Source organism: Neisseria sp. HMSC078H04 (assembly GCF_001838135.1).
Classification (GTDB): domain Bacteria; phylum Pseudomonadota; class Gammaproteobacteria; order Burkholderiales; family Neisseriaceae; genus Neisseria.
Map to the genome: position 1 here is coordinate 109,141 of NZ_KV835825.1, position 24,822 is coordinate 133,962.

A 24,822-nucleotide genomic window follows, 5' to 3' on the forward strand; every position below is an offset into this window, starting at 1 on the left:
AGGTCGTCTGAAATATCAACTTTAGTGAATCAACATATTTTATTTTAGACGGCATAGAGTCGATATACAAAGGTATATTAGGCCGTCTGAAAACAACGGCTGCAACCTATACGAAAACAAACAGGCACACCAAAAATGGCTATTTACCAATCAGGCGTGATTTTTGACCAAGTGGATACCGCCAATCCCGATTGCTGGACATTGGACGAATACGTCAAACGTGGCGGTTATACCGCCCTGCGTAAAATCCTGTCCGAAAACATCTCGCAAACCGATGTGATTGACGAAGTCAAAACCTCCGGTTTGCGCGGTCGTGGCGGTGCAGGCTTCCCGACCGGTTTGAAATGGAGCTTTATGCCCCGTTCCTTCCCGGGCGAAAAATATGTGGTTTGTAACACCGACGAAGGCGAGCCGGGTACATTTAAAGACCGCGACATCATCATGTTCAATCCTCATGCCCTGATTGAAGGCATGATTATTGCCGGTTACGCAATGGGTGCGAAAGCCGGCTACAACTATATCCACGGCGAAATTTTCGAAGGCTATCAACGCTTTGAAGCCGCTTTGGAGCAGGCGCGTGCCGCAGGCTTTTTGGGTAAAAATATTTTGGGTTCGGATTTTGAATTTGAACTCTTCGCCCACCACGGCTACGGTGCGTATATTTGCGGTGAAGAAACCGCATTGCTCGAATCGTTGGAAGGCAAAAAAGGCCAGCCGCGCTTTAAACCGCCATTCCCTGCTTCGTTCGGCCTGTACGGCAAACCGACCACCATCAACAATACCGAAACGTTCTCCTCCGTTCCATTCATTATCCGTGACGGCGGACAGGCGTTTGCCGATAAAGGTATTCCGAATGCAGGCGGTACCAAATTATTCTGTATTTCCGGTCATGTCGAGCGTCCGGGCAACTATGAAGTGCCGTTGGGCACGCCGTTTGCCGAAGTTCTGAAAATGGCGGGCGGTATGCGCGGCGGTAAAAAACTTAAAGCCGTTATTCCCGGCGGTTCGTCCGCGCCCGTGTTGCCTGCCGATATCATGATGCAGACCAATATGGACTATGACTCGATTTCCAAAGCAGGCTCGATGTTGGGTTCCGGCGCGATTATCGTCATGGACGAAGACGTGTGCATGGTGAAAGCCCTTGAACGCCTGAGCTACTTCTACTACGACGAGTCTTGCGGCCAATGTACGCCTTGTCGTGAAGGTACTGGCTGGCTCTACCGCATCGTCCACCGCATCGTAGAAGGCAAAGGCCGCATGGAAGACTTGGATTTGCTGGATTCCGTCGGCAACCAAATGGCAGGCCGCACTATCTGCGCCCTTGCCGATGCCGCCGTCTTCCCTGTCCGCAGCTTTACCAAGCATTTCCGTGATGAGTTTGTGCATTACATCGAACACGGCGGACCGATGAAACCGAATAAGTGGTGCTAAGTTTTCAGACGGCCTCTAAAAGAATTATTTATTAAATACCCGTAACTAGGAACGAACCATGTTACAAATCGAAATCGACGGCAAACAGGTATCTGTGGAGCAGGGCGCGACGGTGATTGAAGCCGCGCACAAGCTCGGTACTTATATCCCGCATTTCTGTTACCACAAAAAACTTTCCATCGCCGCCAACTGCCGTATGTGTCTGGTGGACGTGGAAAAAGCCCCCAAACCTCTGCCCGCCTGTGCCACGCCGGTTACAGACGGCATGATTGTGCGTACGCATTCGGCAAAAGCCCGAGAGGCACAAGAAGGCGTGATGGAGTTCCTGCTCATCAACCATCCGCTTGATTGTCCGACCTGCGACCAAGGTGGTGAATGCCAGTTGCAGGATTTGGCGATGGGTTACGGCAAAACCACCAGCCGTTATACCGAAGAAAAACGTTCTGTCGTCGGCAAAGACATGGGGCCTTTGGTTTCCGCCGAGGAAATGAGCCGTTGTATCCACTGTACCCGTTGCGTTCGTTTCACTGAAGAAATCGCCGGCGTGCAAGAAATCGCCATGGCCAACCGCGGCGAACATTCCGAAATCATGCCTTTTATCGGTAAAGCAGTGGAAACCGAATTGTCAGGCAACGTCATCGATTTGTGTCCTGTCGGCGCATTGACCAGCAAACCGTTCCGCTTCAACGCGCGTACTTGGGAATTGAACCGCCGCAAATCCGTTTCCGCCCATGATGCTTTGGGCAGCAACCTGATTGTGCAAACCAAAGACCATACCGTCCGCCGAGTGTTGCCGTTGGAAAACGAAGCCATCAACGAATGCTGGCTGTCCGACCGCGATCGTTTCGCCTACGAAGGCCTGTATCACGAAAGCCGTCTGAAAAACCCGAAAATCAAACAGGGCGGCGAGTGGATGGACGTGGATTGGAAAACCGCGTTGGAATATGTCCGCAGCGCGATTGAATGTATCGCCAAAGAAGGCAATCAAAACCAAGTCGGCGTTTGGGCCAATCCGATGAATACGGTTGAAGAGCTGTATCTGGCCAAAAAACTTTCCGACGGCTTGGGTGTTAAAAACTTTGCAACCCGTTTGCGTCAACAAGACAAACGTCTTTCAGACGGCCTTAAAGGTGCGCAATGGTTGGGACAAAGTATTGAATCGCTGGCGGACAACGATGCTGTATTAGTAGTCGGAGCGAACTTGCGCAAAGAACAGCCGCTCTTGACCGCCCGCCTGCGCCGCGCCGCCAAAGACCGTATGGCCTTGAGCGTATTGGCCAGCAGTAAAGAAGAATTGTTTATGCCGCTTCTGTCTCAAGAAGCCGCACATCCCGACGAATGGGCAGGCCGTCTGAAAAACCTGTCTGCCAATGCGGAACACGCAGTTACCGCCAGCCTGAAAAACGCTGAAAAAGCAGCGGTGATTTTGGGCGCGGAAGTGCAAAACCATCCTGATTACGCCGCCATTTATGCTGCCGCGCAAGAGCTGGCTACCGCGACCGGCGCAGTGCTGGGTATTTTGCCGCAAGCCGCTAACAGCGTTGGTGCGGATGTCTTGAATGTAAACTCCGGCGAGAGCGTTGCCGAAATGGCAAACGCGCCGAAACAGGCAGTCTTGCTGCTCAATGTCGAGCCTGAAATCGATACAGTTGACGGTGCAAAAGCCGTAGCAGCGTTGAAACAGGCAAAAAGCGTGATGGCATTTACGCCGTTTGTCAGCGAAACGTTGCTGGACGTGTGCGACGTATTGTTGCCAATTGCGCCGTTTACCGAAACATCAGGCAGCTTCATCAATATGGAAGGCCGTCTGCAATCTTTCCACGGCGTGGTACAAGGCTTCGGCGATTCGCGTCCGATGTGGAAAGTGTTGCGCGTATTGGGCAACCTGTTTGACCTGAAAGGCTTTGAATACCACGATACCGCCGCGATTCTGAAAGACGCGCTGGATGCGGAAAGTCTGCCGTCCAAACTGGACAACCGCAGCACATGGGCAGGGGAGGGCGTTCAGACGGCCTCAGACCGCCTCGTCCGTGTCGGCGGAGTCGGTATTTATCACACTGATTCTATCGTGCGCCGTTCCGCGCCGTTGCAAGAAACCAGCCATGCCGCTGTGCCTGCCGCGCGTGTAAATCCGAACACATTGGCACGCTTGGGCCTGCAAGACGGACAAACCGCTGTCGCCAAACAAAACGGCGCAAGCGTATCGGTTGCTGTCAAAGCCGATGCCGGTTTGCCTGAAAACGTGGTGCATCTGCCGCTGCATACCGAAAATGCCGCGCTGGGTGCGTTGATGGACACTATTGAACTGGCGGGAGCTTGATCATGCAAGAATGGTTCCAAAACCTCTTTGCCGCAACGCTCGGTCTGGGCGATTTGGGTATCACCGTAGGCTTGGTGGTATCCGTCATCGTCAAAATCGTGATTATCCTGATTCCGCTGATTCTGACCGTTGCCTATCTGACATATTTCGAACGTAAAGTCATCGGCTTTATGCAGCTTCGTGTCGGCCCGAACGTAACCGGCCCGTGGGGTCTGATTCAGCCGTTTGCCGACGTGTTCAAGCTCTTGTTTAAAGAGGTAACCCGTCCGAAGCTGTCAAACAAAGCCCTGTTCTACATCGGCCCGATTATGTCGCTCGCCCCGTCTTTTGCAGCATGGGCAGTGATTCCGTTCAACGAAGAATGGGTGCTGACCAATATCAATATCGGCCTTTTGTACATCCTGATGATTACCTCGCTGTCGGTTTACGGCGTGATCATCGCGGGCTGGGCTTCCAACTCCAAATATTCGTTCTTGGGTGCAATGCGTGCTTCCGCGCAAAGCATTTCCTACGAGATTGCCATGAGTGCTGCGCTGGTGTGTGTCGTGATGGTATCGGGCAGCATGAACTTCTCCGACATCGTTGCCGCGCAAGCCAAAGGTATTGCCGGCGGTTCGGTATTCTCTTGGAACTGGCTGCCGCTCTTCCCAATCTTCATCGTCTATCTGATTTCCGCCGTTGCTGAAACCAACCGTGCGCCGTTTGACGTGGCAGAGGGTGAATCTGAAATCGTTGCCGGTCACCACGTTGAATACTCCGGCTTCGCATTCGCGCTGTTCTTCCTTGCCGAATACATTTTCATGATTCTGATTGCCGCGCTGACATCGCTGATGTTCCTCGGCGGCTGGTTGTCTCCGTTCCCGCAAAGCTGGGGCTTTGTCGGTACGCCTTCCGCATTCTGGATGTTCGTGAAAATGGCGGCGGTGCTGTACTGGTACCTGTGGATCCGTGCAACTTTCCCGCGCTACCGTTACGACCAAATCATGCGTTTGGGCTGGAAAGTGCTGATTCCGATCGGCTTCGCCTACATCGTGATTTTGGGCGTGTGGATGATTTCACCGCTGAATTTGTGGAAATAGGGCAGGGAGGCCGTCTGAAAGTTTTCAGGTAGCCTGAACCCCAAATTTTTAACCGTTTCAAACCGAGAGAAACCGATGAAAGCTCAATGCCTGTGCGGCGCAGTATCACTGGAAACCGCTGAAAACCGCGAACTCCACGCCTGCCATTGCGGGAAATGCCGCACATGGGGCAGCGGCGCGTCTTTTACTTTGGCCGCCCGGTCGCCCGAAATCACAGGCAGCGAGCACATCGCGCATTATCAGTCGTCCGAATGGGCGCAACGCTGTTTTTGCAAACACTGCGGCACACACCTGTTTGTGCAGGTTGGCAACGATTATTACATCAACGCCGGGCTGTTTGCCGACAACGCGGGCTTTGAAACTACCTCACAAATCTTTATTGATTGCAAAGCTCCGTATTATGACTTGGCCAACGATACCCCGAAGCTGACCGAAGCCGAGTTTTTAGAAATGGTGGGCGCGGCAGGTTAAAAAAACCGCTTTCAGACGGCCTGTAAACAGAACAATCCGAAAAGAGCATCCGAAAATGGCTAATTTAGTAAAAACCTTCCTGCTGGGCGAATTGGTGAAAGGCATGGGCGTAACGCTCAAAAACTTCTTCGCCCGCAAAGACACGATTTACTTCCCCGAAGAAAAAACGCCGCAATCCGTGCGTTTCCGCGGCCTGCACGCGCAGCGCCGTTATCCGAACGGCGAAGAGCGCTGTATTGCGTGTAAATTGTGCGAGGCAGTTTGTCCGGCAATGGCGATTAACATTGAATCGGAAGAACGCGAAGACGGCACCCGCCGCACCAAGCGTTACGATATCGACCTGACCAAGTGCATCTTCTGCGGTTTCTGCGAAGAGGCCTGCCCGACCGATGCGATTGTGGAAACCCATATTTTTGAATACCACGGCGAGAAAAAAGGCGACTTGCACATGACCAAGCCGATTCTTTTGGCCATTGGCGACAAATACGAAGCTGAAATCGCCAAACGCAAAGCCGCTGACGCGCCGTATCGTTAAGGAGCAGACGAATGACTTTTTCCGCGATTCTGTTCTATATCCTTGCCGCCATCGTTTTGTACGGTGCGGTCCGTACCGTCACCGCTAAAAACCCTGTGCATGCTGCTTTGCATTTGGTGCTGACCTTCTGCGTGAGCGCGATGCTTTGGATGCTGATGCAGGCCGAATTCTTGGGCGTGACGTTGGTGGTGGTTTACGTCGGCGCCGTGATGGTGTTGTTCCTGTTCGTCGTGATGATGTTGAATATCGACATTGAAGAAATGCGCGCCGGTTTCTGGCGTCATGCGCCGGTTGCCGGTGTGGTCGGCACATTGTTGGCGGTTGCCCTGATCCTGATTCTGGTCAATCCGAAAACCAACCTGGCCGCATTTGGTCTGATGAAAGACATTCCGGCCGATTACAACAATATCCGCGATTTGGGCAGCCGTATTTATACCGACTACCTGTTACCGTTTGAGTTGGCGGCGGTATTGCTGCTGTTGGGTATGGTGGCCGCGATTGCGCTGGTTCACCGTAAAACGGTTAATCCGAAACGTATGGATCCTGCCGACCAAGTTAAAGTACGCGCCGATCAAGGCCGTATGCGTCTGGTGAAAATGGAAGCGGTCAAACCGCAAGTCGAATCTGCCGAAGAAAGCGAAGTTTCAGACGGCCTCAAGCCGGAAGGGGAGGGCAAAGCATGATTACCTTGACGCATTATCTGGTATTGGGTGCGCTCCTGTTCGGTATCAGCGCAATGGGTATCTTTATGAACCGCAAAAACGTGCTGGTATTGCTGATGTCCATTGAGCTGATGCTCTTGGCGGTGAACTTCAACTTTATCGCCTTCTCCCAATATTTGGGTGATACCGCCGGACAGATTTTCGTATTTTTCGTACTGACCGTTGCTGCTGCCGAATCTGCCATCGGTTTGGCGATTATGGTATTGGTGTACCGTAACAGAAAAACAATCAACGTTGCCGATTTGGATGAGTTGAAAGGGTAATCATGAACGACATGACTTTATATTTGGTAATTGCCCTTGTGCCTTTGGCAGGCTCACTGATTGCAGGTTTGTTCGGCAACAAAATCGGACGTGCCGGTGCGCATACCGTAACAATACTCGGTGTGGCGGTGTCTGCCGTGCTGTCGGCTTATGTGCTGTGGGGATTCCTCAATGGCAGCCGTACCAAGTTTGACGAGAACGTCTATACCTGGCTGACAATGGGCGGTTTGGATTTCTCCGTCGGCTTCTTGGTCGATACGATGACGGCGATGATGATGGTCGTGGTTACCGGCGTGTCGTTGATGGTACATATCTATACCATCGGCTATATGCACGATGAAAAAGTCGGCTACCAACGCTTCTTCAGCTATATTTCTTTGTTTACTTTCAGCATGTTGATGCTGATTATGAGCAACAACTTCATCCAGCTCTTCTTCGGCTGGGAGGCTGTGGGTTTGGTGTCATACCTTTTGATCGGTTTCTATTTCAAACGTCCGAGCGCAACATTTGCCAACCTGAAAGCCTTTTTGATCAACCGTGTCGGCGACTTCGGCTTTTTGCTCGGTATCGGCTTGGTGCTTGCCTATTTCGGCGGCAGCCTGCGCTATCAAGATGTATTCGCCTATCTGCCCAACGTACAAAATGCCACCATCCAACTGTTCCCCGGTGTGGAATGGTCTTTGATTACCGTAACCTGTTTGCTCCTGTTTGTCGGTGCGATGGGTAAATCGGCGCAGTTCCCGTTGCACGTTTGGCTGCCTGATTCGATGGAAGGCCCGACACCGATTTCCGCATTGATTCACGCCGCAACCATGGTTACTGCCGGTCTGTTCATGGTATCGCGTATGTCGCCGATTTATGAGATGAGCAGCACTGCGTTGTCTGTCATCATGATAATTGGTGCGATTACTGCCCTGTTTATGGGTTTCTTGGGTGTGATTCAAAACGACATCAAACGTGTGGTTGCGTATTCCACCTTGTCTCAATTGGGCTACATGACCGTGGCTCTGGGCGCGTCTGCCTATTCCGTGGCGATGTTCCATGTGATGACCCACGCTTTCTTTAAAGCCTTGTTGTTCTTGGCTGCAGGTAGCGCGATTATCGGTATGCACCATGACCAAGATATGCGCCACATGGGCAACCTGAAAAAATACATGCCGATTACTTGGCTAACCATGCTGATCGGTAACTTGTCGCTGATCGGTACGCCGTTCTTCTCCGGCTTCTATTCCAAAGATTCGATTATCGAAGCAGCGAAATACAGCACCCTGCCGGGCAGCGGCTTTGCCTATTTTGCCGTCCTCGCCAGCGTGTTCGTTACCGCATTTTACGCGTTCCGCCAATACTTTATGGTGTTCCACGGCGAAGAAAAATGGCGCAGTCTGCCTGAACATCATGACGATCATCATGGTGAAGAGCATCACGGCTTGGGCAAAAACGACAATCCGCACGAAAGCCCGCTGGTCGTTACCCTGCCTTTGATTTTGCTTGCCATTCCGTCCGTCATCATCGGCTATGTTGCTATCGAGCCTATGCTTTACGGCGATTTCTTCAAAGACGTGATTTTCGTTAATGCCGACGCGCATCCGACCATGCACATCATGAAGGAAGAATTCCACGGCGCATTGGCAATGGTGTCGCACAGCCTGCATTCGCCTGTACTCTACCTTGCTATCGCAGGCGTATTGAGCGCATGGCTCTTGTACGTCAAACTGCCGCACCTGCCTGCGAAAATTGCACAGGCGTTCCGTCCGGTTTACGTTTTGTTTGAAAACAAATACTACCTCGACGCCCTGTATTTCAATGTTTTCGCCAAAGGCACGCGCGCATTGGGTACTTTCTTCTGGAAAGTCGGCGATACCGCCATTATCGACAATGGCATCGTCAACGGCTCCGCCAAACTGGTCGGCGCGATTGCCGCGCAAGTGCGTAAAGTCCAAACCGGCTTTATCTACACCTACGCCGCCGCTATGGTATTCGGCGTATTGGTACTGCTCGGCATGACCTTCTGGGGATTGTTCCGATAAAAGCGGGATTTCAGACGGCCTGTCTATAGTTTGTGTATAGGGCCGTCTGAAAAAGAAAATTTGAGCAACAATGATTGAAGACAAATTACCGCAAACCCTGGACGAAGTCCGTGAAGCCATCGATGGTTTGGATAAGGGATTAATCGAATTACTCGCCCGCCGGCAGAAATTGGTACGGCAGGCTGGTCGTCTGAAACCTAAAAACGATGTGCAGGCGGTTTCCGCGCCCGAACGGGTGGCTCAAGTGATTGCCTCGCGCCGCGCTTATGCCGAAAAGACCGGTTTGTCGCCCGAAGTAGCAGAAGCAGTTTGGCGCAGTATGATTGATGCGTTCATTAAACTTGAGATGGACACCAACCGTACCAACGGAGCGTAGTCAAAATCTTCGGATAATGGTTTTGACAAGAAAAATAGGGAAGAGGCCGTCTGAAATATAGAGGCGAGAAAAAACCATGTCAGACACACAAACCATCCGCTCCGCCGAATTTACCGCTTCCCGCGCATGGGGCGCACTCGACATCGCCAATATGAACGGCACCACCGTGCGCCTGCACTGGGCGGACCAGCCCTACACATGGCACATCAACGACGGCGAGGAAGTGTTTGCTGTGATGGATGGCGAAGTTGAGATGCACTACCGAGAAAACGGCGAAGAACACATCGTTCGTTTAAAAAGCGGAGATATCTTCTATGCAGGAATCGGCACGGAACACGTCGCCCATCCGTGCGGCGAGGCGCGGATTCTGGTGATTGAGAAAGAGGACAGCGTTTGAGGCCGTCTGAAAAGAAGGTTTGAGACAGCAACAGAATAAGAGAATGACGGCAGATATACATTTTTCTTGATTTTGCCGTACACAAAATACACAATCTTTTTCAGACGGCCTCCTGAAATGTCGTCTGGAAACCAACCCATACAACTATATTTTTTATTTTAACCACAGGTTAACCACTATGTTTTCCAACTACCTACTCAGCTTGGCAATATGGATACCCATCGCTGCGGGCGTGCTGGTTTTGGCGACGGGGCCGGACAGCCGTGCGCCGTTTGCCCGCGTGCTCGCTTTAATCGGTGCGCTTGCCGGTTTCTTGGTAACGCTGCCCCTGTTTACTGGTTTCGACCGGTTGAGCGGCGGTTATCAGTTTACCGAGTTCCACGAGTGGATTCCGCTTCTGAAAATCAACTACGCATTGGGTGTGGACGGTATTTCAGTGCTCTTTATCATCTTGAATGCGTTTATTACGCTGTTGGTGGTATTGGCCGGTTGGGAAGTCATTCAGAAACGTCCGGCGCAGTATATGGCGGCATTCCTGATGATGTCGGGTTTGATTAACGGTGCGTTTGCCGCGCAGGATGCGATTCTGTTTTATGTGTTCTTCGAGGGTATGCTGATTCCGCTGTACCTGATTATCGGTGTATGGGGCGGTCCGCGCCGCGTCTATGCGTCGGTCAAGCTCTTCCTCTATACGCTGATGGGTTCGCTTTTGATGCTGGTTGCCATGGTTTACCTGTACTATCAGACAGGCAGCTTCTCTATTGTCGATTTCCAAAACATCAAACAGATTCCGTTGGGCGTGCAACAGCTTTTGTTTGCGGCATTCTTCCTGTCATTCGCTGTAAAAGTGCCGATGTTCCCTGTACACACGTGGTTGCCGGATGCCCACGTTGAAGCGCCGACCGGCGGTTCGATGGTGTTAGCGGCCATTACGCTGAAGCTGGGTGCGTATGGTTTCTTGCGCTTTATCCTGCCGATTATGCCGGATGCGGCACGCTATTTTGCCCCGGTGATCATCGTATTGAGCCTGATTGCCGTGATTTACATTGGTATGGTGGCTTTGGTGCAAACCGATATGAAAAAGCTGGTGGCATACTCTTCCATCAGCCACATGGGTTTTGTCACTTTGGGCATGTTCCTGTTCGTGAACGGCCAATTGAATGACTGGGCATTGAAAGGCGCAATCGTTCAAATGATTTCCCACGGTTTTGTGTCTGCCGCGATGTTTATGTGTATCGGCGTGATGTACGACCGCCTGCATACCCGCAATATTGCCGATTATGGCGGCGTGGTCAATGTGATGCCTAAGTTTGCGGCGTTTATGATGTTGTTCGGTATGGCCAATGCCGGTTTGCCTGCAACTTCCGGCTTCGTGGGCGAGTTTATGGTGATTATGGGCGCGGTTAAAGTGAATTTCTGGGTAGGCGCGTTGGCTGCCATGACCTTGATTTACGGTGCGTCTTATACCCTGTGGATGTACAAACGCGTTATTTTTGGTGCGATCCACAATCCGCACGTTGCCGAAATGAAAGACATCAATTGCCGCGAATTTGCGATTTTGGCGATTTTGGCGGTTGCTGTTTTGGGCATGGGTCTGTATCCGCAAGCGTTTATCGAAGTGGTACATCAAGCGGCAAACGATTTGATTGCCCATGTGGCACAAAGCAAGATTTGAGGTGTGTAAATGAACTGGTCTGATTTGAATTTAATGCCTGCCATGCCCGAAATCGTGCTGCTTGCGCTATTGGGTGTCGTATTGCTGGCAGACTTGTGGATTTGCGATAAAAACCGCTATCTGACCCATCTGATGAGTTTGGGAACGGTCATCATCGTGGCCGTTACCCAATTGGCAGTATGGGAACAGGGCAGTGTCGATGCCTTTCACGGTATGTATATTGCAGACGGCATGTCCCGTTTGGCAAAACTGGTGCTGTATGCGCTGACTTTCGGTCTGTTTATTTACAGTAAACCGTACAACCAAGACCGCCAAATTTTTAAAGGCGAGTTTTACACCCTGTCGCTGTTTGCCCTGTTGGGCATGAGCGTCATGGTCAGCGCGGCACATTTCCTGACTGCGTATATCGGTTTGGAATTGTTGTCTTTGTCGCTGTACGCCATGATTGCCCTGCGCCGCGATTCCGGCCGCTCTGCCGAGGCCGCGCTGAAGTACTTCGTATTGGGCGCATTGGCCTCCGGTTTGCTGCTCTATGGTATTTCCATGGTTTACGGCGCCACCGGTTCCCTCGATTTTGCTTCCGTCTTGGCTTCTGCTTTCAATGAGCAGGCCAATGAATGGTTGTTGAAATTGGGTATGGTGTTTATTGTAGTTGCCATTGCATTTAAATTGGGTGCGGTTCCATTCCATATGTGGGTACCCGATGTGTACGATGGCGCGCCGACATCCGTTGCCGCCTTTGTGGGTACGGCTCCGAAAATTGCCGCCGTTGTCTTTGCGTTCCGTATTCTTGTGACCGGCATGGGTACAGTACATTCAGACTGGGCGCCGATGTTGGCCATCCTTGCCGTTGCTTCTTTGGTGGTCGGTAACCTTGCCGCCATCATGCAAACCAATATCAAACGTATGCTCGCCTACTCCACCGTATCGCACATGGGCTTTATCCTGTTGGCGTTTATGGCAGGCGCAGTCGGCTTTACCGCAGGCCTGTATTACGCCATTACCTATGCTTTGATGGCGGCTGTCAGCTTCGGCGTTTTGATGGTATTGTCCACCAAAGACATTGAATGTGAAAACATCAAAGACCTCGCAGGCCTTAACCAACGCCATGCATGGTTTGCCTTCTTGATGCTGCTGTCCATGTTCTCCATGGCAGGTATTCCGCCGCTGATGGGCTTCTACGCCAAATTCGGCGTGATTATGGCGCTCTTGAAACAAGACCATGTTTGGTTGTCCGTATTTGCCGTCATCATGTCGCTGATTGGTGCGTTCTACTACCTGCGCGTGGTCAAAGTCATCTACTTCGATGCGCCTGACCATGACCAGCCGGTCGGCAGCAACTATGCCGCCAAATTTGTCCTGACGGTTAATGCCTTCCTGCTGCTCCTGTGGGGTATCATGCCGCAAACCGTTATCGACTGGTGCGCCAAAGCATTGGAAAATACCCTGTAAGCTTTAAACAAAACCGACGGCGGCTATTCCAAAGCCGCCGTTTTTGTTAGGATTCGCATCCGGGTGAAATATACCCGAGGCAGGTGTCATCAAGAGATTGAATATCCTACGGATAATGATGGGCAAAAATGCCCGTTCAACATGTTAAAATCACACACAGGCCGTCTGAAAACAGAAAGACCACCATGACCTCATCCATGTACATTCTTTTGCTGTTGGCACTTATCTTTGCCAACGCGCCCTTTATTACCACTAAATTCTTCGGCATCATCGCCCTGAAACGCAAACATATCGGCCATCACTTGATCGAATTGCTGGCGGGCTTCCTTCTTACCGCGATCCTCGCCTATATTCTCGAATCGCGCGCCGGTGCCGTGCATGCCCAAGATTGGGAGTTTTACGCGACCGTGGTTTGCCTCTACCTGATTTTTGCTTTTCCATGCTTTGTATGGCGTTACTTTTGGAATGAGCGAAATAGAGAGTAGGAATCGGATTTGAATAGGGAAAAGGCCGTCTGAAAGATTTTCAGACGGCCTTTATTTTGTTTGATGTTAAATATCGGTTAGAAAACAAGGCTGTTGGGGCGTAAAGCCTTGTCGTGGGGGCGGTTTAACGGTACTATTCTCGGTTAATCCTGTTTTATTCCTATGAAATTGAAAGTATAAGATGATTAATGATATTCAAAAGACAGCTGAAGGCAAAATGCAGCGTTCTCTGGAAGTGTTGAAAGAAAACTTGGCTAAGGTGCGTACCGGCCGTGCGCATACCGGCCTGCTTGACCAAGTGGAAGTGGAATACTGGGGCAGCATGGTGCCTGTGAGCCAAGTGGCAAACGTAACGCTTTTGGATGCGCGTACGATCGGTGTGAAACCTTTCGAGAGCAATATGGCTTCAAAAGTCGAGAAAGCGATCCGTGATTCCAACTTGGGCCTGAACCCTGCTTCTGTCGGCGATTTGATCCGTGTCCCTATGCCTATGCTGACTGAGGAACGCCGTAAAGATTTGATCAAAGTGGTACGCGGCGAGGCGGAAGAGGGCCGTGTGTCTATCCGCAATGTGCGCCGTGATGCAAACGACCACATCAAAAAATTGTTGAAAGACAAAGAAATTTCTGAAGATGAAGCCCGCCGTGGCGAGGAAGCGGTTCAGAAGTTGACCGACAAATACATTGCTGAGGCAGACAAGCTCTTGGCTGCCAAAGAAGAAGATTTGATGGCGATTTAATCCTGTGTGCAAACCGTTCAGACGGCCTTTGGACGGTTTGCTCCCTGAAAGGCAGACATGAAAAGCAGTACGCAGACGATTTTGGAACACTCTGCCATCCCCCGACATATTGCTGTGATTATGGACGGCAACGGACGTTGGGCAAAGAAGCGTTTTCTTCCCCGTGTGATGGGGCATAAGCGCGGCTTGGATGCGCTGGAGAACATGGTGAAGCATTGTGCTGAACTGGGTGTGCGGTATTTGACCGTGTTTGCTTTTTCGACTGAAAACTGGCGACGCCCCGAGGAAGAGGTTTCTTTTCTGATGGGGCTGTTTTTGCAGGCTTTGCAAAAGCAGGTGCGCCGTTTGCACGATAACAATATGCGCTTGAGAGTCATCGGCAGCCGTGAGCGGTTTAATGCTGAAATCCTGAAGGGGATTGAGGCGGCAGAGGCGTTGACGGCAAACAATACCGGTTTGACTTTGAGCATTGCCGCCGATTATGGCGGCCGCTGGGATATTTTGCAGGCGGCAAATCAGTTGATTGCCGAGGGTGCAACTGAGATTACGGAAGAGGCATTGTCGCGCTATTTGATGTTGGGCGATGCACCCGAGCCGGATTTGTTTATCCGAACCGGCGGCGAGACGCGCATCAGTAATTTCCTACTGTGGCAGATGGCGTATGCGGAATTGTATTTTACGGATACGCTGTGGCCTGATTTTAATGAGAAATCGCTGAACGAGGCGATTGCTTCGTTTCAAAAACGGGAACGCCGCTTCGGGCGGACTTCCGAACAGCTGCCGCTTGAGCAGCAACGGGGTTGAGAATTATGTTGAGACAACGGATTTTAACGGCGCTGTGGCTCTTGCCGCTGATGCTGGTCATGCTGTTTTATGCACCTATGTGGCTGTGGGCGGCGTTTTGCGGCCTGATTGCCATGTTGGTTTTGTGGGAATATGCCCGCATGAGCGGCTTGGATAAGCTGAAAATCAATCATTATTTGGCGTCAACGCTGGTGTTCGGCGTGATTGCCTATGCCGGCGGTTGGCAGTTGCCCAATTTGGTTTGGTGTGTCGTATTGGCGTTTTGGCTGATTGTCATGCCTTGGTGGCTGAAAGCGAAATGGAAGCTAAACGGCGGCTGGCAGGCTTACACGGTCGGTTGGTTGTTGGTGATGCCGTTTTGGTTCGCACTGGTTTACCTGCGCCCCCAGCCTGAAGACGCGCTGTCTTTATTGGCGATTATGGGCTTGGTATGGGTGGCCGATATTGGCGCGTATTTCTGCGGCAAGTCGTTTGGCAAGCGCAAAATTGCGCCGACCATCAGCCCGGGTAAAAGCTGGGAAGGTGCAATCGGCGGCGCATTGTGCGTTGCTGTGTACATGACCATCGTATGGAAAGCCGGTTGGCTGGCTTTTGAAGCCGGTTGGTTCAAAACGATTTTGATCGGCTTGATTCTGACCGTTGTCAGCGTGTGCGGCGATTTGCTGGAAAGCTGGCTCAAACGTGCGGCCGGTATCAAAGACAGCAGCAATCTGCTGCCGGGACACGGCGGTGTGTTCGACCGTGTGGACAGCCTGATTGCCGTTATCAGCATTTATGCCGCCTTTGTATATTTGTTTTAAACCGCCTGTCTCACGTTGTTGAGGGAGCTGATTATGTCCGAACAAAAACAGATTTCATCTTTATCGATTTTGGGCGTATTGTTGGCACTGGGATTGATGGCTGCGGCGTTTATTTTGGGCGTGCAGTTTAAGAATCTGCGCCAACCGGGGACGATTACCGTAAAAGGTTTGGCGGAGAAAAATTTCCAATCCGACAGCGCGACGTGGAATACGGGCGTGAACGCGCACGGCGAGAGCTATCAGGAAGTTTTGGATTTGCTGACGGCAAGACGCAAGAAGCTGTCTAAGTTTTTGGGCGAGCAAGGCTTTACGGCGGCTGAAATGAAAGTGGGCCTGCCCGAAGTGTCGCGCGTTTTCAATGAAACCCGCGACGAACTGGGCAACGTAACCCGCACGCCCAACGGCTACGACGGCGACCTCAATATTGTGGTCAACACCAAAAAACTGGACAAAATCCAAGCCGCCCAGCGCGCCATTTTGAATTTCCGTGCGCAAAACGAATTTATCCGCTTCGACAATCCGCAATATTTGCTGGGCAATTTGGAAACCATCAAACGCGATTTGATCACGCAGGCGACTGAGGATGCGCAGAAACGCGCGGCCGAATTTGCCAAAACCGGCGGCGGCAAAGTGGGTGCCATGCGTTCTGCTTCGCAAGGCTCGTTCAATATCTATGCCGACACTGGCAGCAGTGAGGACGACGAATACGGCGGTTCTTACGATAAAAGCACCGTCGGCAAACAAGTCCGACTGGTTGTTACCATCGAATACGGCATTGAGTAATTCTTTCAGACGGCCTGTTTAGCCGGGAGGTAAAAGGCCGTCTGAAAATTGGAAACGGCAAAGAAATCTATTTCAAACACAATGAATACCGTTTGCACAGCACACAAAGAACACACCATGACACAACAAGTTCTGACCATATTAGGCAGTACCGGCAGCATAGGCGAAAGCACTTTGGACGTTGTTTCCCGCCATCCCGAAAAATTCCGCGTGTTCGCGCTGGCAGGGCATAGGCAGGTGGACAAGCTGGCGGCGCAATGCAAACAGTTCCGTCCGGAATATGCCGTTGTCGGCGATGCCGGCCATGCGGCCGAGCTGGAAAAGAAACTCAAACAAGAAGGCATCGATACGCAGGTTTTATATGGTGCTCAAGCCCTGATTGATGTGGCTTCGGCCGATGAAGTCAGCGGCGTGATGTGTGCCATTGTCGGTGCGGCCGGTCTGCCCTCGGCTTTAGCCGCCGCTCAAAAGGGCAAAACCATTTATCTGGCCAATAAAGAAACGCTGGTGGTTTCCGGCGCATTGTTCATGGAAACTGCCCGTCAAAACGGCGCCGCCGTCTTGCCGATTGACAGCGAACACAACGCCATCTTCCAAGTATTGCCAAGGGATTACACAGGCCGTCTGAATGAGCACGGTATCAATTCGATTATCCTGACTGCATCGGGCGGCCCGTTCCTTAACACCGATTTAAGTACATTTGACAGCATTACACCCGAGCAGGCGGTCAAGCATCCGAATTGGAGCATGGGGCGCAAAATTTCCGTCGATTCCGCGTCAATGATGAATAAGGGCTTGGAGTTGATTGAGGCGCATTGGCTGTTTAACTGTCCGCCGGAAAAACTGGAAGTCGTCATCCATCCGCAATCCGTGATACACAGCATGGTGCGTTATCGCGATGGTTCGGTATTGGCGCAGTTGGGCAATCCCGATATGCGTACACCGATTGCTTATTGTTTGGGTTTGCCCGAACGCATCGATTCCGGCGTGGGCGAACTGGATTTCGGCGCATTGTCCGCGTTGACCTTTCAAAAGCCTGACTTTGACCGTTTCCCATGTTTGAAACTTGCCTATCAGGCTATGAATGCAGGCGGCGCCGCGCCTTGCGTGTTGAACGCCGCCAACGAAGTTGCCGTGGCCGCTTTCTTGGATAAACGCATCAAGTTTACCGATATTGCCCAAGTCGTAGCCCACTGCCTTGCCCAAGATTTTTCAGACGGCCATCATGATATCGAAAGCCTGCTGGCGCAAGACGCGCAAACACGCAGACAGGCAGAAGCCTTTATCGGTAAATATTAAGGCTTCAATGACAGGCCGTCTGAAACGCCAACCGCTTGGCATTTAGGCAGACAAAATGGAACAACTGCCTTTATAATCGGTTTTCAGACGGCCTTATCCGTTGATTATCACATTCCACTCAGGGGATTTTTTTGCAAACCTTTTTAGCCTTTATCGTCGCCATTCTGATTTTGGTCAGCCTGCATGAGTTCGGACACTATATTGTTGCCCGCTGGTGCGGCGTTAAAGTCGTGCGCTTTTCCGTCGGCTTCGGTAAGCCCTTTTTCACCCGAAAACGCGGTAATACCGAGTGGTGTCTTGCCCCGATTCCGCTGGGCGGTTACGTTAAAATGGTCGATACGCGCGAAGGCGAGGTGGCAGAAGCAGATTTGCCCTACGCCTTTGACAAACAGCATCCGGCCAAGCGCATCGCCATTGTCGCCGCCGGCCCTTTGACTAATTTGATTTTGGCCGTTTTGCTTTACGGTTTGAGCTTTTCCTTCGGCGTAACCGAGTTGCGCCCCTATGTCGGCATGGTCGAGCCTGCCAGTATTGCCGCCAAAGCAGGTTTTCAGGCAGGCGATAAAATTGTATCGGTCAACGGAATTGCCGTTAAAGACTGGAGCGATGCGCAAACCGAGATGGTGTTGAACCTTGAATCTGGTCCTGTAAAAGTCGCTGTTCAGACGGCCTCAAATACCCAAGCCGTCCGCATAATTGATGCCGCCGGCACGCCTGAAGCAGGTAAAGTTGCGAAAAGCCAAGGCAACATCGGCCTTTTGCCTTTTAGAATTACTAACCGCATCGGCAAAGTCTTGGCTGATAGTCCGGCCGAAAAAGCAGGTTTGAAGGAAAACGACAAACTGCTGACCGCCGATGGGAAGCCCATCGAAAGCTGGCAGGCATGGACGGAACTTTTCCGCGCCAGCCCCGGCCAACGAATCGAACTGACTTACGAGCGCGACGGCAAAGTGCTGGCAACCGCTATCCGGCCGGACAGCGTCGAGCAGTCGGCTGGCGTGCTGGTAGGTAGAGCAGGGCTTGCCGCCCAGGCGGATAAAGAGTGGGATAAAACCATCCGCTACCGTTATACGCCTTCCGTTGCCCAAGCCTTTGAATTGGGTTGGAACAAAACCGTCAACTATTCGTGGACGACCCTCAAATTTTTCGGAAAACTGGTTACGGGCAATGCCTCTTTGAACCATATTTCCGGCCCCCTGACCATTGCCGATGTCGCCGGACAATCCGCAAAACATGGATTGCAGAGCTATCTTGAATTTCTGGCCTTGGTCAGCATCAGCTTAGGCGTGTTGAACCTTTTGCCCGTGCCCGTTTTAGACGGCGGACATTTGGTTTTCTATACCGCCGAATGGATACGCGGAAAGCCTTTGAGCGAGCGCATACAGGCAGTCGGCCTGCGCTTCGGACTGGCAGCCATGCTTTTGATGATGGCTGTGGCTTTCTTTAATGACATCAACCGTTTGTTTGGATAATTTATGAAACTGAACCAGATTGCTTCCGCTTTAATGGTATTGAGCCTGTCTCCACTGGCATTGGCTGACTTTACCATTCAGGACATCCGCGTCGAAGGCCTGCAGCGCACCGAGCCGAGTACCGTCTTCAACTACCTGCCCGTTAAAGTCGGTGATAATTTCAATGATGCGCGCAGTGAAGAAATCATCAAAAAACTCTATGCAACCGGTTTCTTTGACGACGTACGCGTCGAGACCATGGACAATCAAGTCCTGCTGACCGTGATTGAGCGTCCGACCATCAGCTCGCTCAATATTACCGGCGCGAAAATGCTGCAAAACGATGCCATCAAGAAAAACCTTGAAGCCTTTGGTTTGGCGCAATCCCAATACTTCAACCAAGCAACGCTGAACCAAGCCGTTGCCGGTTTGAAAGAAGAGTATTTGAGCCGCGGCAAACAGTCGGTCAAAATCACGCCGACCGTTACCAAACTTGCTCGCAACCGCGTGTCTATCGATATTGCCATCGAAGAGGGCAAATCTACCAAGATTACCGATATTTCCTTTGAAGGCAACGAAGTTTATTCCGACCGCCGCCTGCTGAAACAAATGTCCCTGAGCGAAGGCGGCATGTGGACTTGGGTGACCAAGAGCAACCAGTTCAATGAGCAAAAATTTGCTCAGGACATGGAAAAAATCACCAATTACTACCAAAACAACGGCTACTTCAACTTCCGCATTTTGGATACCGATATCCAAACCAACGAAGACAAAACCAAGCAGACCATTAAAGTAACCGTCAGCGAAGGCGACCGCTTCCGCTGGGGTAATGTACGCATCGAAGGCGATACGCTGGAAGTGCCGAAAGAAGATTTGGAAAAACTGCTGACCATGAAGCCGGGCAAATGGTACGAGCGCGCACAAATGTCCAATTCGCTCGAAGCCATCCAAAACCGCATGGGTCAGGCAGGTTACGCATTCAGCGAAATCAATGTCCAACCGATTCCCAATGCCGAAACGCATACTGTTGATTTTGTGCTGACCGTCCAACCGGGCCGCAAAATCTATGTAAACGAAATCAATATTACCGGCAACAACAAAACCCGTGACGAAGTTATCCGCCGCGAGTTGCGCCAAATGGAATCGGCGCCTTACGACTCTGCCAAACTGCAACGTTCTAAAGAGCGCGTTGAGTTGTTGGGCTACTTCGACAACGTTCAATTTGATGCGGTTCCTGTGGCCAATACACCTGACCAAGTTGACCTGAACATGAGCCTGACCGAACGTTCTACCGGCTCGCTCGACTTGAGCGCAGGTTGGGTTCAGGATACCGGTTTGGTGATGTCTGCCGGTGTGGCTCAAGACAATCTGTTCGGTACGGGTAAATCCGTTGCCCTGCGCGCTTCCCGCAGTAAAACCACAGTAAACGGCTCATTGTCGTTTACCGACCCATACTTCACACCTGACGGCGTAAGCTTGGGCTACGACCTTTACGGCAAGACTTACGACCCGCGTAAAGCTTCTTCCAGCGCGAAACAGTATAAAACCACGACTTTCGGCGGCGGTTTGCGTATCGGTATTCCGGTTACCGAATATGACCGTGTGAACTTCGGTTTGGCCGCAGAACGCTTGACCGTGAACACCTACAAAGGTGCGCCTAAACGCTATGCCGACTTTATCAACCAATACGGTAAAGGCAACGGCAGCGGCGTGGGTAACTTCAAAGGCTGGTTGTACAAAGGTACCATTGGCTGGGGCCGCAACAAAACCGACAATGCCTTGTGGCCGACCCGCGGTTACCTGACCGGCGTAAACGGCGAAATCGCTTTGCCGGGCAGCGACCTGCAATACTACACCCTGACCCACAACCAAACTTGGTTCTTCCCGTTGAGCAAAGATTTCACATTAATGTTAGGTGGCGAAGTCGGTTATGGCAACGGCTACGGCAAAACCAAAACCATGCCGTTCTTTGAAAACTTCTACGGCGGCGGCTTAGGCTCCGTCCGCGGCTTTGAAAGCGGTACGCTGGGCCCGAAAGTCTATGACGAATACGGCGAGAAAATCAGCTACGGCGGTAACAAAAAAGCCAACGTTTCCGCAGAGTTGCTCTTCCCGATGCCGGGCATTAAAGACTCGCGTACCGTCCGTCTGAGCCTGTTTGCCGATGCGGGCAGCGTGTGGGATGACAAAACCTACAACGACAGCAGCAGCAATTCTTATTACACCAATGGCGCGCTCCAAAACGTGTACGGCGTAGGCACAACGCACAAATCGACATTCAAAAACGAATTGCGTTACTCTGCCGGTGCTGCCGTGACTTGGCTCTCCCCGCTGGGTCCGATGAAGTTCAGTTATGCTTATCCGATTAAGAAAAAAGAAGGCGACGAAATCCAACGCTTCCAATTCCAACTCGGTACGACATTCTGATGATGTTTAGGCCGTCTGAAACCGGGTTTGTCCGTTTCAGACGGCCTCATGGCAGATTGGCGGCAAGCTTATTGCAAACTGCCCGTTTGTTTTCAAGCAAGGATTTTTATCATGAGTAAAATAGCCGACACCCTCCGTGTCCTCGCCGTAGCCCTGCCGGGTTTCGTGCTTTTGCCGCAAGCGGCGGCGGATGGCGTGCAGAAAATCGGTTTTATCAATACCGAGCGCGTTTATCAGGAATCCAAGCAGGCGCAAAGCATTCAGACGACTTTGGAAAAAGAGTTCAAAAGCCGTCAAACCGCCTTGCAAAAGCTGCAGCAGGAAGGCGAGGCTTTGGAGAAAAAACTGAGTAGCAACAAACTCAGCGACAGCCAAAGGGAAGCGGAAACCCAAAAATGGCGCAATCTGGTACAAAAATTCCGCAAGGAGCAGGCCGAGTTGGCTGAAGACTACAACCTGCGCCGCAATGAAGAATTCGCCGCGCTCCAGCAAAACGCTAACCACGTCATCGTCGATTTGGCCAAACGCGAAGGTTACGACTTTATCTTGCAGGACGTGATTTACGTCAACGGCCGTTACGACATTACCGACAGCGTTATCAAAGCCCTAAATGCTCACTGACTCTGCTCGGCAGCGAATGTGACCATACAGACAAACCTAAGGCCGTCTGAAATCCAAACCGGCATCTTTCAGACGGCCTGACATCTTGACGGCAGATTATCATGACTTCACAAGCATACACCCTGTCCCAAATCGTTTCCCAGCTCGGCGGCGAATGGAAAGGCGAAGACATCGCCATTACCGCCGTCCGTCCGTTGGATCAGGCTCAGGCGGAACACATCAGCTTTTTGGCCAACCCGAAATACAAAGCCGAAGTACACGACAGCCAGGCAGGCGCAGTGATTGTGTCGCCGAAAGCCGCAGACGAATTTGCAGGCCGCAACCTGATTGTGGCTGCCGACCCTTATCTTTATTTCGCCAAAGTGGCACGATTGTTCTCGCCGATTGTCAAAGCACAGTGCGGCATACATCCGACCGCTGTTGTCGAGGCAAGCGCCAAAGTGCCGGCAAGCTGCGAAATCGGCGCAAATGCCTATATCGGCGCGAATGCCGTATTGGGCGAAGGCTGCCGTATTTTGGCCAATGCCGTTGTCCAACACGATTGCACGTTGGGCGATGAAGTCGTGTTGCATCCCAACTCTGTCATCTATTACGGCTGTACTTTGGGCAACCGTGTCGAAATCCACAGCGGCGCCGTCATCGGCGCGGACGGTTTCGGCTTGGCCTTTGCCGGCGATTCATGGTTTAAAATTCCGCAAACCGGCGCAGTCACGTTGGGCGATGATGTGGAAATCGGCTCAAATACCAATATCGACCGTGGCGCGATGAGCGACACGACCGTCGGCAACGGCACCAAAATCGACAACCAAGTCCAAATCGGCCACAACTGCAAAATCGGTTCGCACACCGTTATCGCCGCCAAGACCGGCATTTCTGGCAGCGTCACCATCGGCAATTATTGCATTATCGGCGGCGGCGTCGGCACGGTCGGACACATCGAAATCGCCGATAAAACCACCATCGGCGGCGGTACATCCGTTACCCACAGCATTACCGAAAGCGGCCAGCATCTGGCCGGTATTTTCCCGATGTCGGGCTACAAAGACTGGGCGCGCAATGCCGTTTATATCCACCGTTTGAGCGAAATGAACAAACGCCTCAAAATGCTGGAAAAACAGCTTGCCGACAGCGACGAAGCCTAAAGGCGGCGCAAACAGTCTGCGCCCCGCATCCGAATACGTTTAAACCCAATACAAACAAGGAAAGACGAACATCATGGACGTACAACTCCCTATCGAAGCCAAAGACATTCAAAAACTTATCCCACACCGTTATCCGTTTTTGCAACTTGACCGCATTACTGCGTTCGAACCGATGAAAACCCTGACTGCAATTAAAAACGTCACCATGAACGAGCCGCAGTTCCAAGGCCACTTTCCCGACCTGCCCGTGATGCCAGGCGTGCTGATTATCGAAGCCATGGCGCAAGCGTGCGGCACACTCGCCATCCTCAGCGAAGGCGGCCGCAAAGAAAACGAATTCTTCTTCTTCGCCGGTATCGACGACGCCCGTTTCAAACGCCAAGTCATCCCCGGCGACCAATTGGTTTTTGAAGTTGAGCTGTTGACCAACAAACGCGGTATCGGCAAATTCAACGCCGTTGCCAAAGTCGACGGCCAAGTTGCCGTTGAAGCCGTGATTATGTGCGCCAAACGCGTGGTGTAAGAATGGGACAGGCCGTCTGAAAGTTCAAACGGCATCTTGCAGGCAATACCTGTATCAGACAGCAAGGAGACAGCATGACCCTTATCCATCCGACCGCCGTCATCGACCCTAAAGCCGAACTTGACTCCAGCGTCAAAGTCGGCCCATACAGCATCATCGGTCCCAATGTGCAAATCGGTGCGAATACCGAAATCGGTCCGCACGTCGTCATCAACGGCCATACGACTATCGGTGAAAACAACCGCATTTTCCAATTTGCCAGCCTCGGTGAAATTCCGCAGGACAAAAAATACCGCGACGAGCCGACCAAGCTGATTATCGGCAACGGCAACACCATCCGCGAATTTACGACGTTCAACCTCGGTACGGTCACCGGTATCGGCGAAACCCGTATCGGCGACGACAACTGGATTATGGCCTACTGCCACCTCGCCCATGACTGCGTGGTCGGCAACCATACCATCTTCGCCAACAACGCCTCACTCGCAGGCCACGTTACCATCGGCGACTACGTCGTCTTGGGTGGCTACACGCTGGTGTTCCAATTCTGCCAAATCGGTGACTACGCCATGACCGCGTTTGCCGCCGGCGTACACAAAGACGTACCGCCGTACTTCATGGCTGCAGGCTACCGCGCTGAACCGGCCGGCCTCAACAGCGAAGGTATGCGCCGCAACGGTTTTACCGCCGAACAGATTGCCTCCGTCAAAGATGCGTATAAAACCATTTACCATCGCGGCATTCCATTTGAAGAAGCCAAGGCAGAGATTCTGAAACGCGCCGAAACACAAAGCGAATTGGCGGTATTTAAAGACTTTTTTGCACAATCCACACGCGGCATTATCCGTTGATTGATGGATTGAAGGCCGTCTGAAACTTTTTCAGACGGCCTTTGGATTGCAAAAATCCGAGCAGTAGGGCAGGTTTTTTGTCCGTTTGCCGCTGATGCCGTCTGAAAACGGGTGGGCAAATGTCCGCTACAAAATCTTTTAGCTTCCGA

Annotated in this window: 24 protein-coding genes; all 24 read left to right on the top strand. The window is 51.8% G+C overall.

The annotated features are described in order from the left end of the window. The first annotated feature begins 135 nt into the window (after window positions 1-135). Window positions 136-1,431 (top strand): NADH-quinone oxidoreductase subunit NuoF, encoded by a 1,296-nt coding sequence (nuoF, locus tag HMPREF2560_RS02460; protein WP_003686543.1) that lies wholly within the window; start codon window positions 136-138, stop codon window positions 1,429-1,431. Between the two features lie 58 nt (window positions 1,432-1,489). Then, window positions 1,490-3,751: an NADH-quinone oxidoreductase subunit NuoG gene (gene nuoG, locus HMPREF2560_RS02465; RefSeq protein ID WP_070734949.1), complete on the top strand. Its 2,262-nt coding sequence runs from the start codon at window positions 1,490-1,492 to the stop codon at window positions 3,749-3,751. A gap of 2 nt (window positions 3,752-3,753) precedes the next feature. Further along, entirely contained in the window at window positions 3,754-4,830 is a 1,077-nt protein-coding gene (gene nuoH / locus HMPREF2560_RS02470) for an NADH-quinone oxidoreductase subunit NuoH (protein ID WP_070829753.1), read from the top strand. Window positions 4,831-4,905: 75 nt separating this feature from the next. Beyond that, complete coding sequence (locus tag HMPREF2560_RS02475; RefSeq protein ID WP_003676990.1) at window positions 4,906-5,301, top strand: GFA family protein; 396 nt, start codon at window positions 4,906-4,908, stop codon at window positions 5,299-5,301. 55 nt (window positions 5,302-5,356) lie between these two features. After that, on the top strand, window positions 5,357-5,836 hold the full coding sequence (gene nuoI / locus HMPREF2560_RS02480) for an NADH-quinone oxidoreductase subunit NuoI (RefSeq protein ID WP_002216341.1): 480 nt from the start codon (window positions 5,357-5,359) through the stop codon (window positions 5,834-5,836). An 11-nt stretch (window positions 5,837-5,847) separates the two neighbouring features. Continuing rightward, window positions 5,848-6,519, top strand: coding sequence for an NADH-quinone oxidoreductase subunit J (locus tag HMPREF2560_RS02485; RefSeq protein WP_070734945.1), 672 nt, complete (start codon window positions 5,848-5,850; stop codon window positions 6,517-6,519). Then, a complete protein-coding gene (gene nuoK / locus HMPREF2560_RS02490) occupies window positions 6,516-6,821 on the top strand; it encodes an NADH-quinone oxidoreductase subunit NuoK (protein ID WP_003747881.1) in 306 nt (101 codons plus the stop codon). The genes HMPREF2560_RS02485 and nuoK overlap by 4 nt, the downstream gene beginning before the upstream one ends. 2 nt (window positions 6,822-6,823) lie before the next feature. Further along, window positions 6,824-8,848 (top strand): NADH-quinone oxidoreductase subunit L, encoded by a 2,025-nt coding sequence (gene nuoL, locus HMPREF2560_RS02495; protein ID WP_070734944.1) that lies wholly within the window; start codon window positions 6,824-6,826, stop codon window positions 8,846-8,848. 70 nt (window positions 8,849-8,918) lie between these two features. After that, entirely contained in the window at window positions 8,919-9,224 is a 306-nt protein-coding gene (locus HMPREF2560_RS02500) for a chorismate mutase (RefSeq protein WP_070606420.1), read from the top strand. A gap of 76 nt (window positions 9,225-9,300) precedes the next feature. Beyond that, on the top strand, window positions 9,301-9,621 hold the full coding sequence (locus HMPREF2560_RS02505) for a cupin domain-containing protein (RefSeq protein WP_070606417.1): 321 nt from the start codon (window positions 9,301-9,303) through the stop codon (window positions 9,619-9,621). A gap of 178 nt (window positions 9,622-9,799) precedes the next feature. After that, window positions 9,800-11,296 (top strand): NADH-quinone oxidoreductase subunit M, encoded by a 1,497-nt coding sequence (locus HMPREF2560_RS02510; RefSeq protein ID WP_070606414.1) that lies wholly within the window; start codon window positions 9,800-9,802, stop codon window positions 11,294-11,296. 9 nt (window positions 11,297-11,305) lie between these two features. Then, window positions 11,306-12,748, top strand: coding sequence for an NADH-quinone oxidoreductase subunit NuoN (gene nuoN, locus HMPREF2560_RS02515; protein WP_070606411.1), 1,443 nt, complete (start codon window positions 11,306-11,308; stop codon window positions 12,746-12,748). A 185-nt stretch (window positions 12,749-12,933) separates the two neighbouring features. Then, window positions 12,934-13,233, top strand: coding sequence for a DUF2818 family protein (locus tag HMPREF2560_RS02520; RefSeq protein WP_070606409.1), 300 nt, complete (start codon window positions 12,934-12,936; stop codon window positions 13,231-13,233). A 181-nt stretch (window positions 13,234-13,414) separates the two neighbouring features. Further along, window positions 13,415-13,972 carry a ribosome recycling factor gene (gene frr, locus HMPREF2560_RS02525; RefSeq protein ID WP_003747893.1) on the top strand — a complete coding sequence of 186 codons (558 nt, stop codon included), beginning with the start codon at window positions 13,415-13,417 and terminating at the stop codon, window positions 13,970-13,972. A 57-nt stretch (window positions 13,973-14,029) separates the two neighbouring features. Beyond that, a complete protein-coding gene (locus tag HMPREF2560_RS02530; protein ID WP_070606407.1) occupies window positions 14,030-14,776 on the top strand; it encodes an isoprenyl transferase in 747 nt (248 codons plus the stop codon). Between the two features lie 5 nt (window positions 14,777-14,781). Then, entirely contained in the window at window positions 14,782-15,576 is a 795-nt protein-coding gene (locus HMPREF2560_RS02535) for a phosphatidate cytidylyltransferase (RefSeq protein ID WP_070606405.1), read from the top strand. Window positions 15,577-15,609: 33 nt separating this feature from the next. After that, window positions 15,610-16,359: an SIMPL domain-containing protein gene (locus HMPREF2560_RS02540; protein WP_003747899.1), complete on the top strand. Its 750-nt coding sequence runs from the start codon at window positions 15,610-15,612 to the stop codon at window positions 16,357-16,359. Between the two features lie 117 nt (window positions 16,360-16,476). Further along, window positions 16,477-17,658 carry a 1-deoxy-D-xylulose-5-phosphate reductoisomerase gene (gene ispC / locus HMPREF2560_RS02545; protein WP_070606683.1) on the top strand — a complete coding sequence of 394 codons (1,182 nt, stop codon included), beginning with the start codon at window positions 16,477-16,479 and terminating at the stop codon, window positions 17,656-17,658. A 131-nt stretch (window positions 17,659-17,789) separates the two neighbouring features. Continuing rightward, a complete protein-coding gene (gene rseP, locus HMPREF2560_RS02550; RefSeq protein WP_070606403.1) occupies window positions 17,790-19,130 on the top strand; it encodes an RIP metalloprotease RseP in 1,341 nt (446 codons plus the stop codon). Between the two features lie 3 nt (window positions 19,131-19,133). Continuing rightward, the gene (gene bamA / locus HMPREF2560_RS02555; RefSeq protein WP_070606400.1) at window positions 19,134-21,536 is read left to right on the top strand and encodes an outer membrane protein assembly factor BamA; all 2,403 of its coding nucleotides are present in this window, start codon (window positions 19,134-19,136) and stop codon (window positions 21,534-21,536) included. A gap of 111 nt (window positions 21,537-21,647) precedes the next feature. Continuing rightward, a complete protein-coding gene (locus tag HMPREF2560_RS02560; RefSeq protein ID WP_070606398.1) occupies window positions 21,648-22,157 on the top strand; it encodes an OmpH/Skp family outer membrane protein in 510 nt (169 codons plus the stop codon). Window positions 22,158-22,258: 101 nt separating this feature from the next. After that, window positions 22,259-23,299 carry a UDP-3-O-(3-hydroxymyristoyl)glucosamine N-acyltransferase gene (lpxD, locus tag HMPREF2560_RS02565; RefSeq protein WP_070606395.1) on the top strand — a complete coding sequence of 347 codons (1,041 nt, stop codon included), beginning with the start codon at window positions 22,259-22,261 and terminating at the stop codon, window positions 23,297-23,299. A 73-nt stretch (window positions 23,300-23,372) separates the two neighbouring features. Then, entirely contained in the window at window positions 23,373-23,822 is a 450-nt protein-coding gene (fabZ, locus tag HMPREF2560_RS02570) for a 3-hydroxyacyl-ACP dehydratase FabZ (protein ID WP_003681704.1), read from the top strand. Between the two features lie 74 nt (window positions 23,823-23,896). Next, complete coding sequence (gene lpxA / locus HMPREF2560_RS02575) at window positions 23,897-24,673, top strand: acyl-ACP--UDP-N-acetylglucosamine O-acyltransferase (protein WP_070606394.1); 777 nt, start codon at window positions 23,897-23,899, stop codon at window positions 24,671-24,673. Window positions 24,674-24,822 lie beyond the last annotated feature (149 nt).

What these genes read in the sequence shown, in the direction of transcription:
- nuoF (WP_003686543.1), top strand. Translation starts at nt 136, where the DNA reads ATGGCTATTTACCAATCAGGCGTGATTTTTGACCAAGTGGATACCGCC.
- nuoG (WP_070734949.1), top strand. Translation starts at nt 1,490, where the DNA reads ATGTTACAAATCGAAATCGACGGCAAACAGGTATCTGTGGAGCAGGGC.
- nuoH (WP_070829753.1), top strand. Translation starts at nt 3,754, where the DNA reads ATGCAAGAATGGTTCCAAAACCTCTTTGCCGCAACGCTCGGTCTGGGC.
- HMPREF2560_RS02475 (WP_003676990.1), top strand. Translation starts at nt 4,906, where the DNA reads ATGAAAGCTCAATGCCTGTGCGGCGCAGTATCACTGGAAACCGCTGAA.
- nuoI (WP_002216341.1), top strand. Translation starts at nt 5,357, where the DNA reads ATGGCTAATTTAGTAAAAACCTTCCTGCTGGGCGAATTGGTGAAAGGC.
- HMPREF2560_RS02485 (WP_070734945.1), top strand. Translation starts at nt 5,848, where the DNA reads ATGACTTTTTCCGCGATTCTGTTCTATATCCTTGCCGCCATCGTTTTG.
- nuoK (WP_003747881.1), top strand. Translation starts at nt 6,516, where the DNA reads ATGATTACCTTGACGCATTATCTGGTATTGGGTGCGCTCCTGTTCGGT.
- nuoL (WP_070734944.1), top strand. Translation starts at nt 6,824, where the DNA reads ATGAACGACATGACTTTATATTTGGTAATTGCCCTTGTGCCTTTGGCA.
- HMPREF2560_RS02500 (WP_070606420.1), top strand. Translation starts at nt 8,919, where the DNA reads ATGATTGAAGACAAATTACCGCAAACCCTGGACGAAGTCCGTGAAGCC.
- HMPREF2560_RS02505 (WP_070606417.1), top strand. Translation starts at nt 9,301, where the DNA reads ATGTCAGACACACAAACCATCCGCTCCGCCGAATTTACCGCTTCCCGC.
- HMPREF2560_RS02510 (WP_070606414.1), top strand. Translation starts at nt 9,800, where the DNA reads ATGTTTTCCAACTACCTACTCAGCTTGGCAATATGGATACCCATCGCT.
- nuoN (WP_070606411.1), top strand. Translation starts at nt 11,306, where the DNA reads ATGAACTGGTCTGATTTGAATTTAATGCCTGCCATGCCCGAAATCGTG.
- HMPREF2560_RS02520 (WP_070606409.1), top strand. Translation starts at nt 12,934, where the DNA reads ATGACCTCATCCATGTACATTCTTTTGCTGTTGGCACTTATCTTTGCC.
- frr (WP_003747893.1), top strand. Translation starts at nt 13,415, where the DNA reads ATGATTAATGATATTCAAAAGACAGCTGAAGGCAAAATGCAGCGTTCT.
- HMPREF2560_RS02530 (WP_070606407.1), top strand. Translation starts at nt 14,030, where the DNA reads ATGAAAAGCAGTACGCAGACGATTTTGGAACACTCTGCCATCCCCCGA.
- HMPREF2560_RS02535 (WP_070606405.1), top strand. Translation starts at nt 14,782, where the DNA reads ATGTTGAGACAACGGATTTTAACGGCGCTGTGGCTCTTGCCGCTGATG.
- HMPREF2560_RS02540 (WP_003747899.1), top strand. Translation starts at nt 15,610, where the DNA reads ATGTCCGAACAAAAACAGATTTCATCTTTATCGATTTTGGGCGTATTG.
- ispC (WP_070606683.1), top strand. Translation starts at nt 16,477, where the DNA reads ATGACACAACAAGTTCTGACCATATTAGGCAGTACCGGCAGCATAGGC.
- bamA (WP_070606400.1), top strand. Translation starts at nt 19,134, where the DNA reads ATGAAACTGAACCAGATTGCTTCCGCTTTAATGGTATTGAGCCTGTCT.
- HMPREF2560_RS02560 (WP_070606398.1), top strand. Translation starts at nt 21,648, where the DNA reads ATGAGTAAAATAGCCGACACCCTCCGTGTCCTCGCCGTAGCCCTGCCG.
- lpxD (WP_070606395.1), top strand. Translation starts at nt 22,259, where the DNA reads ATGACTTCACAAGCATACACCCTGTCCCAAATCGTTTCCCAGCTCGGC.
- fabZ (WP_003681704.1), top strand. Translation starts at nt 23,373, where the DNA reads ATGGACGTACAACTCCCTATCGAAGCCAAAGACATTCAAAAACTTATC.
- lpxA (WP_070606394.1), top strand. Translation starts at nt 23,897, where the DNA reads ATGACCCTTATCCATCCGACCGCCGTCATCGACCCTAAAGCCGAACTT.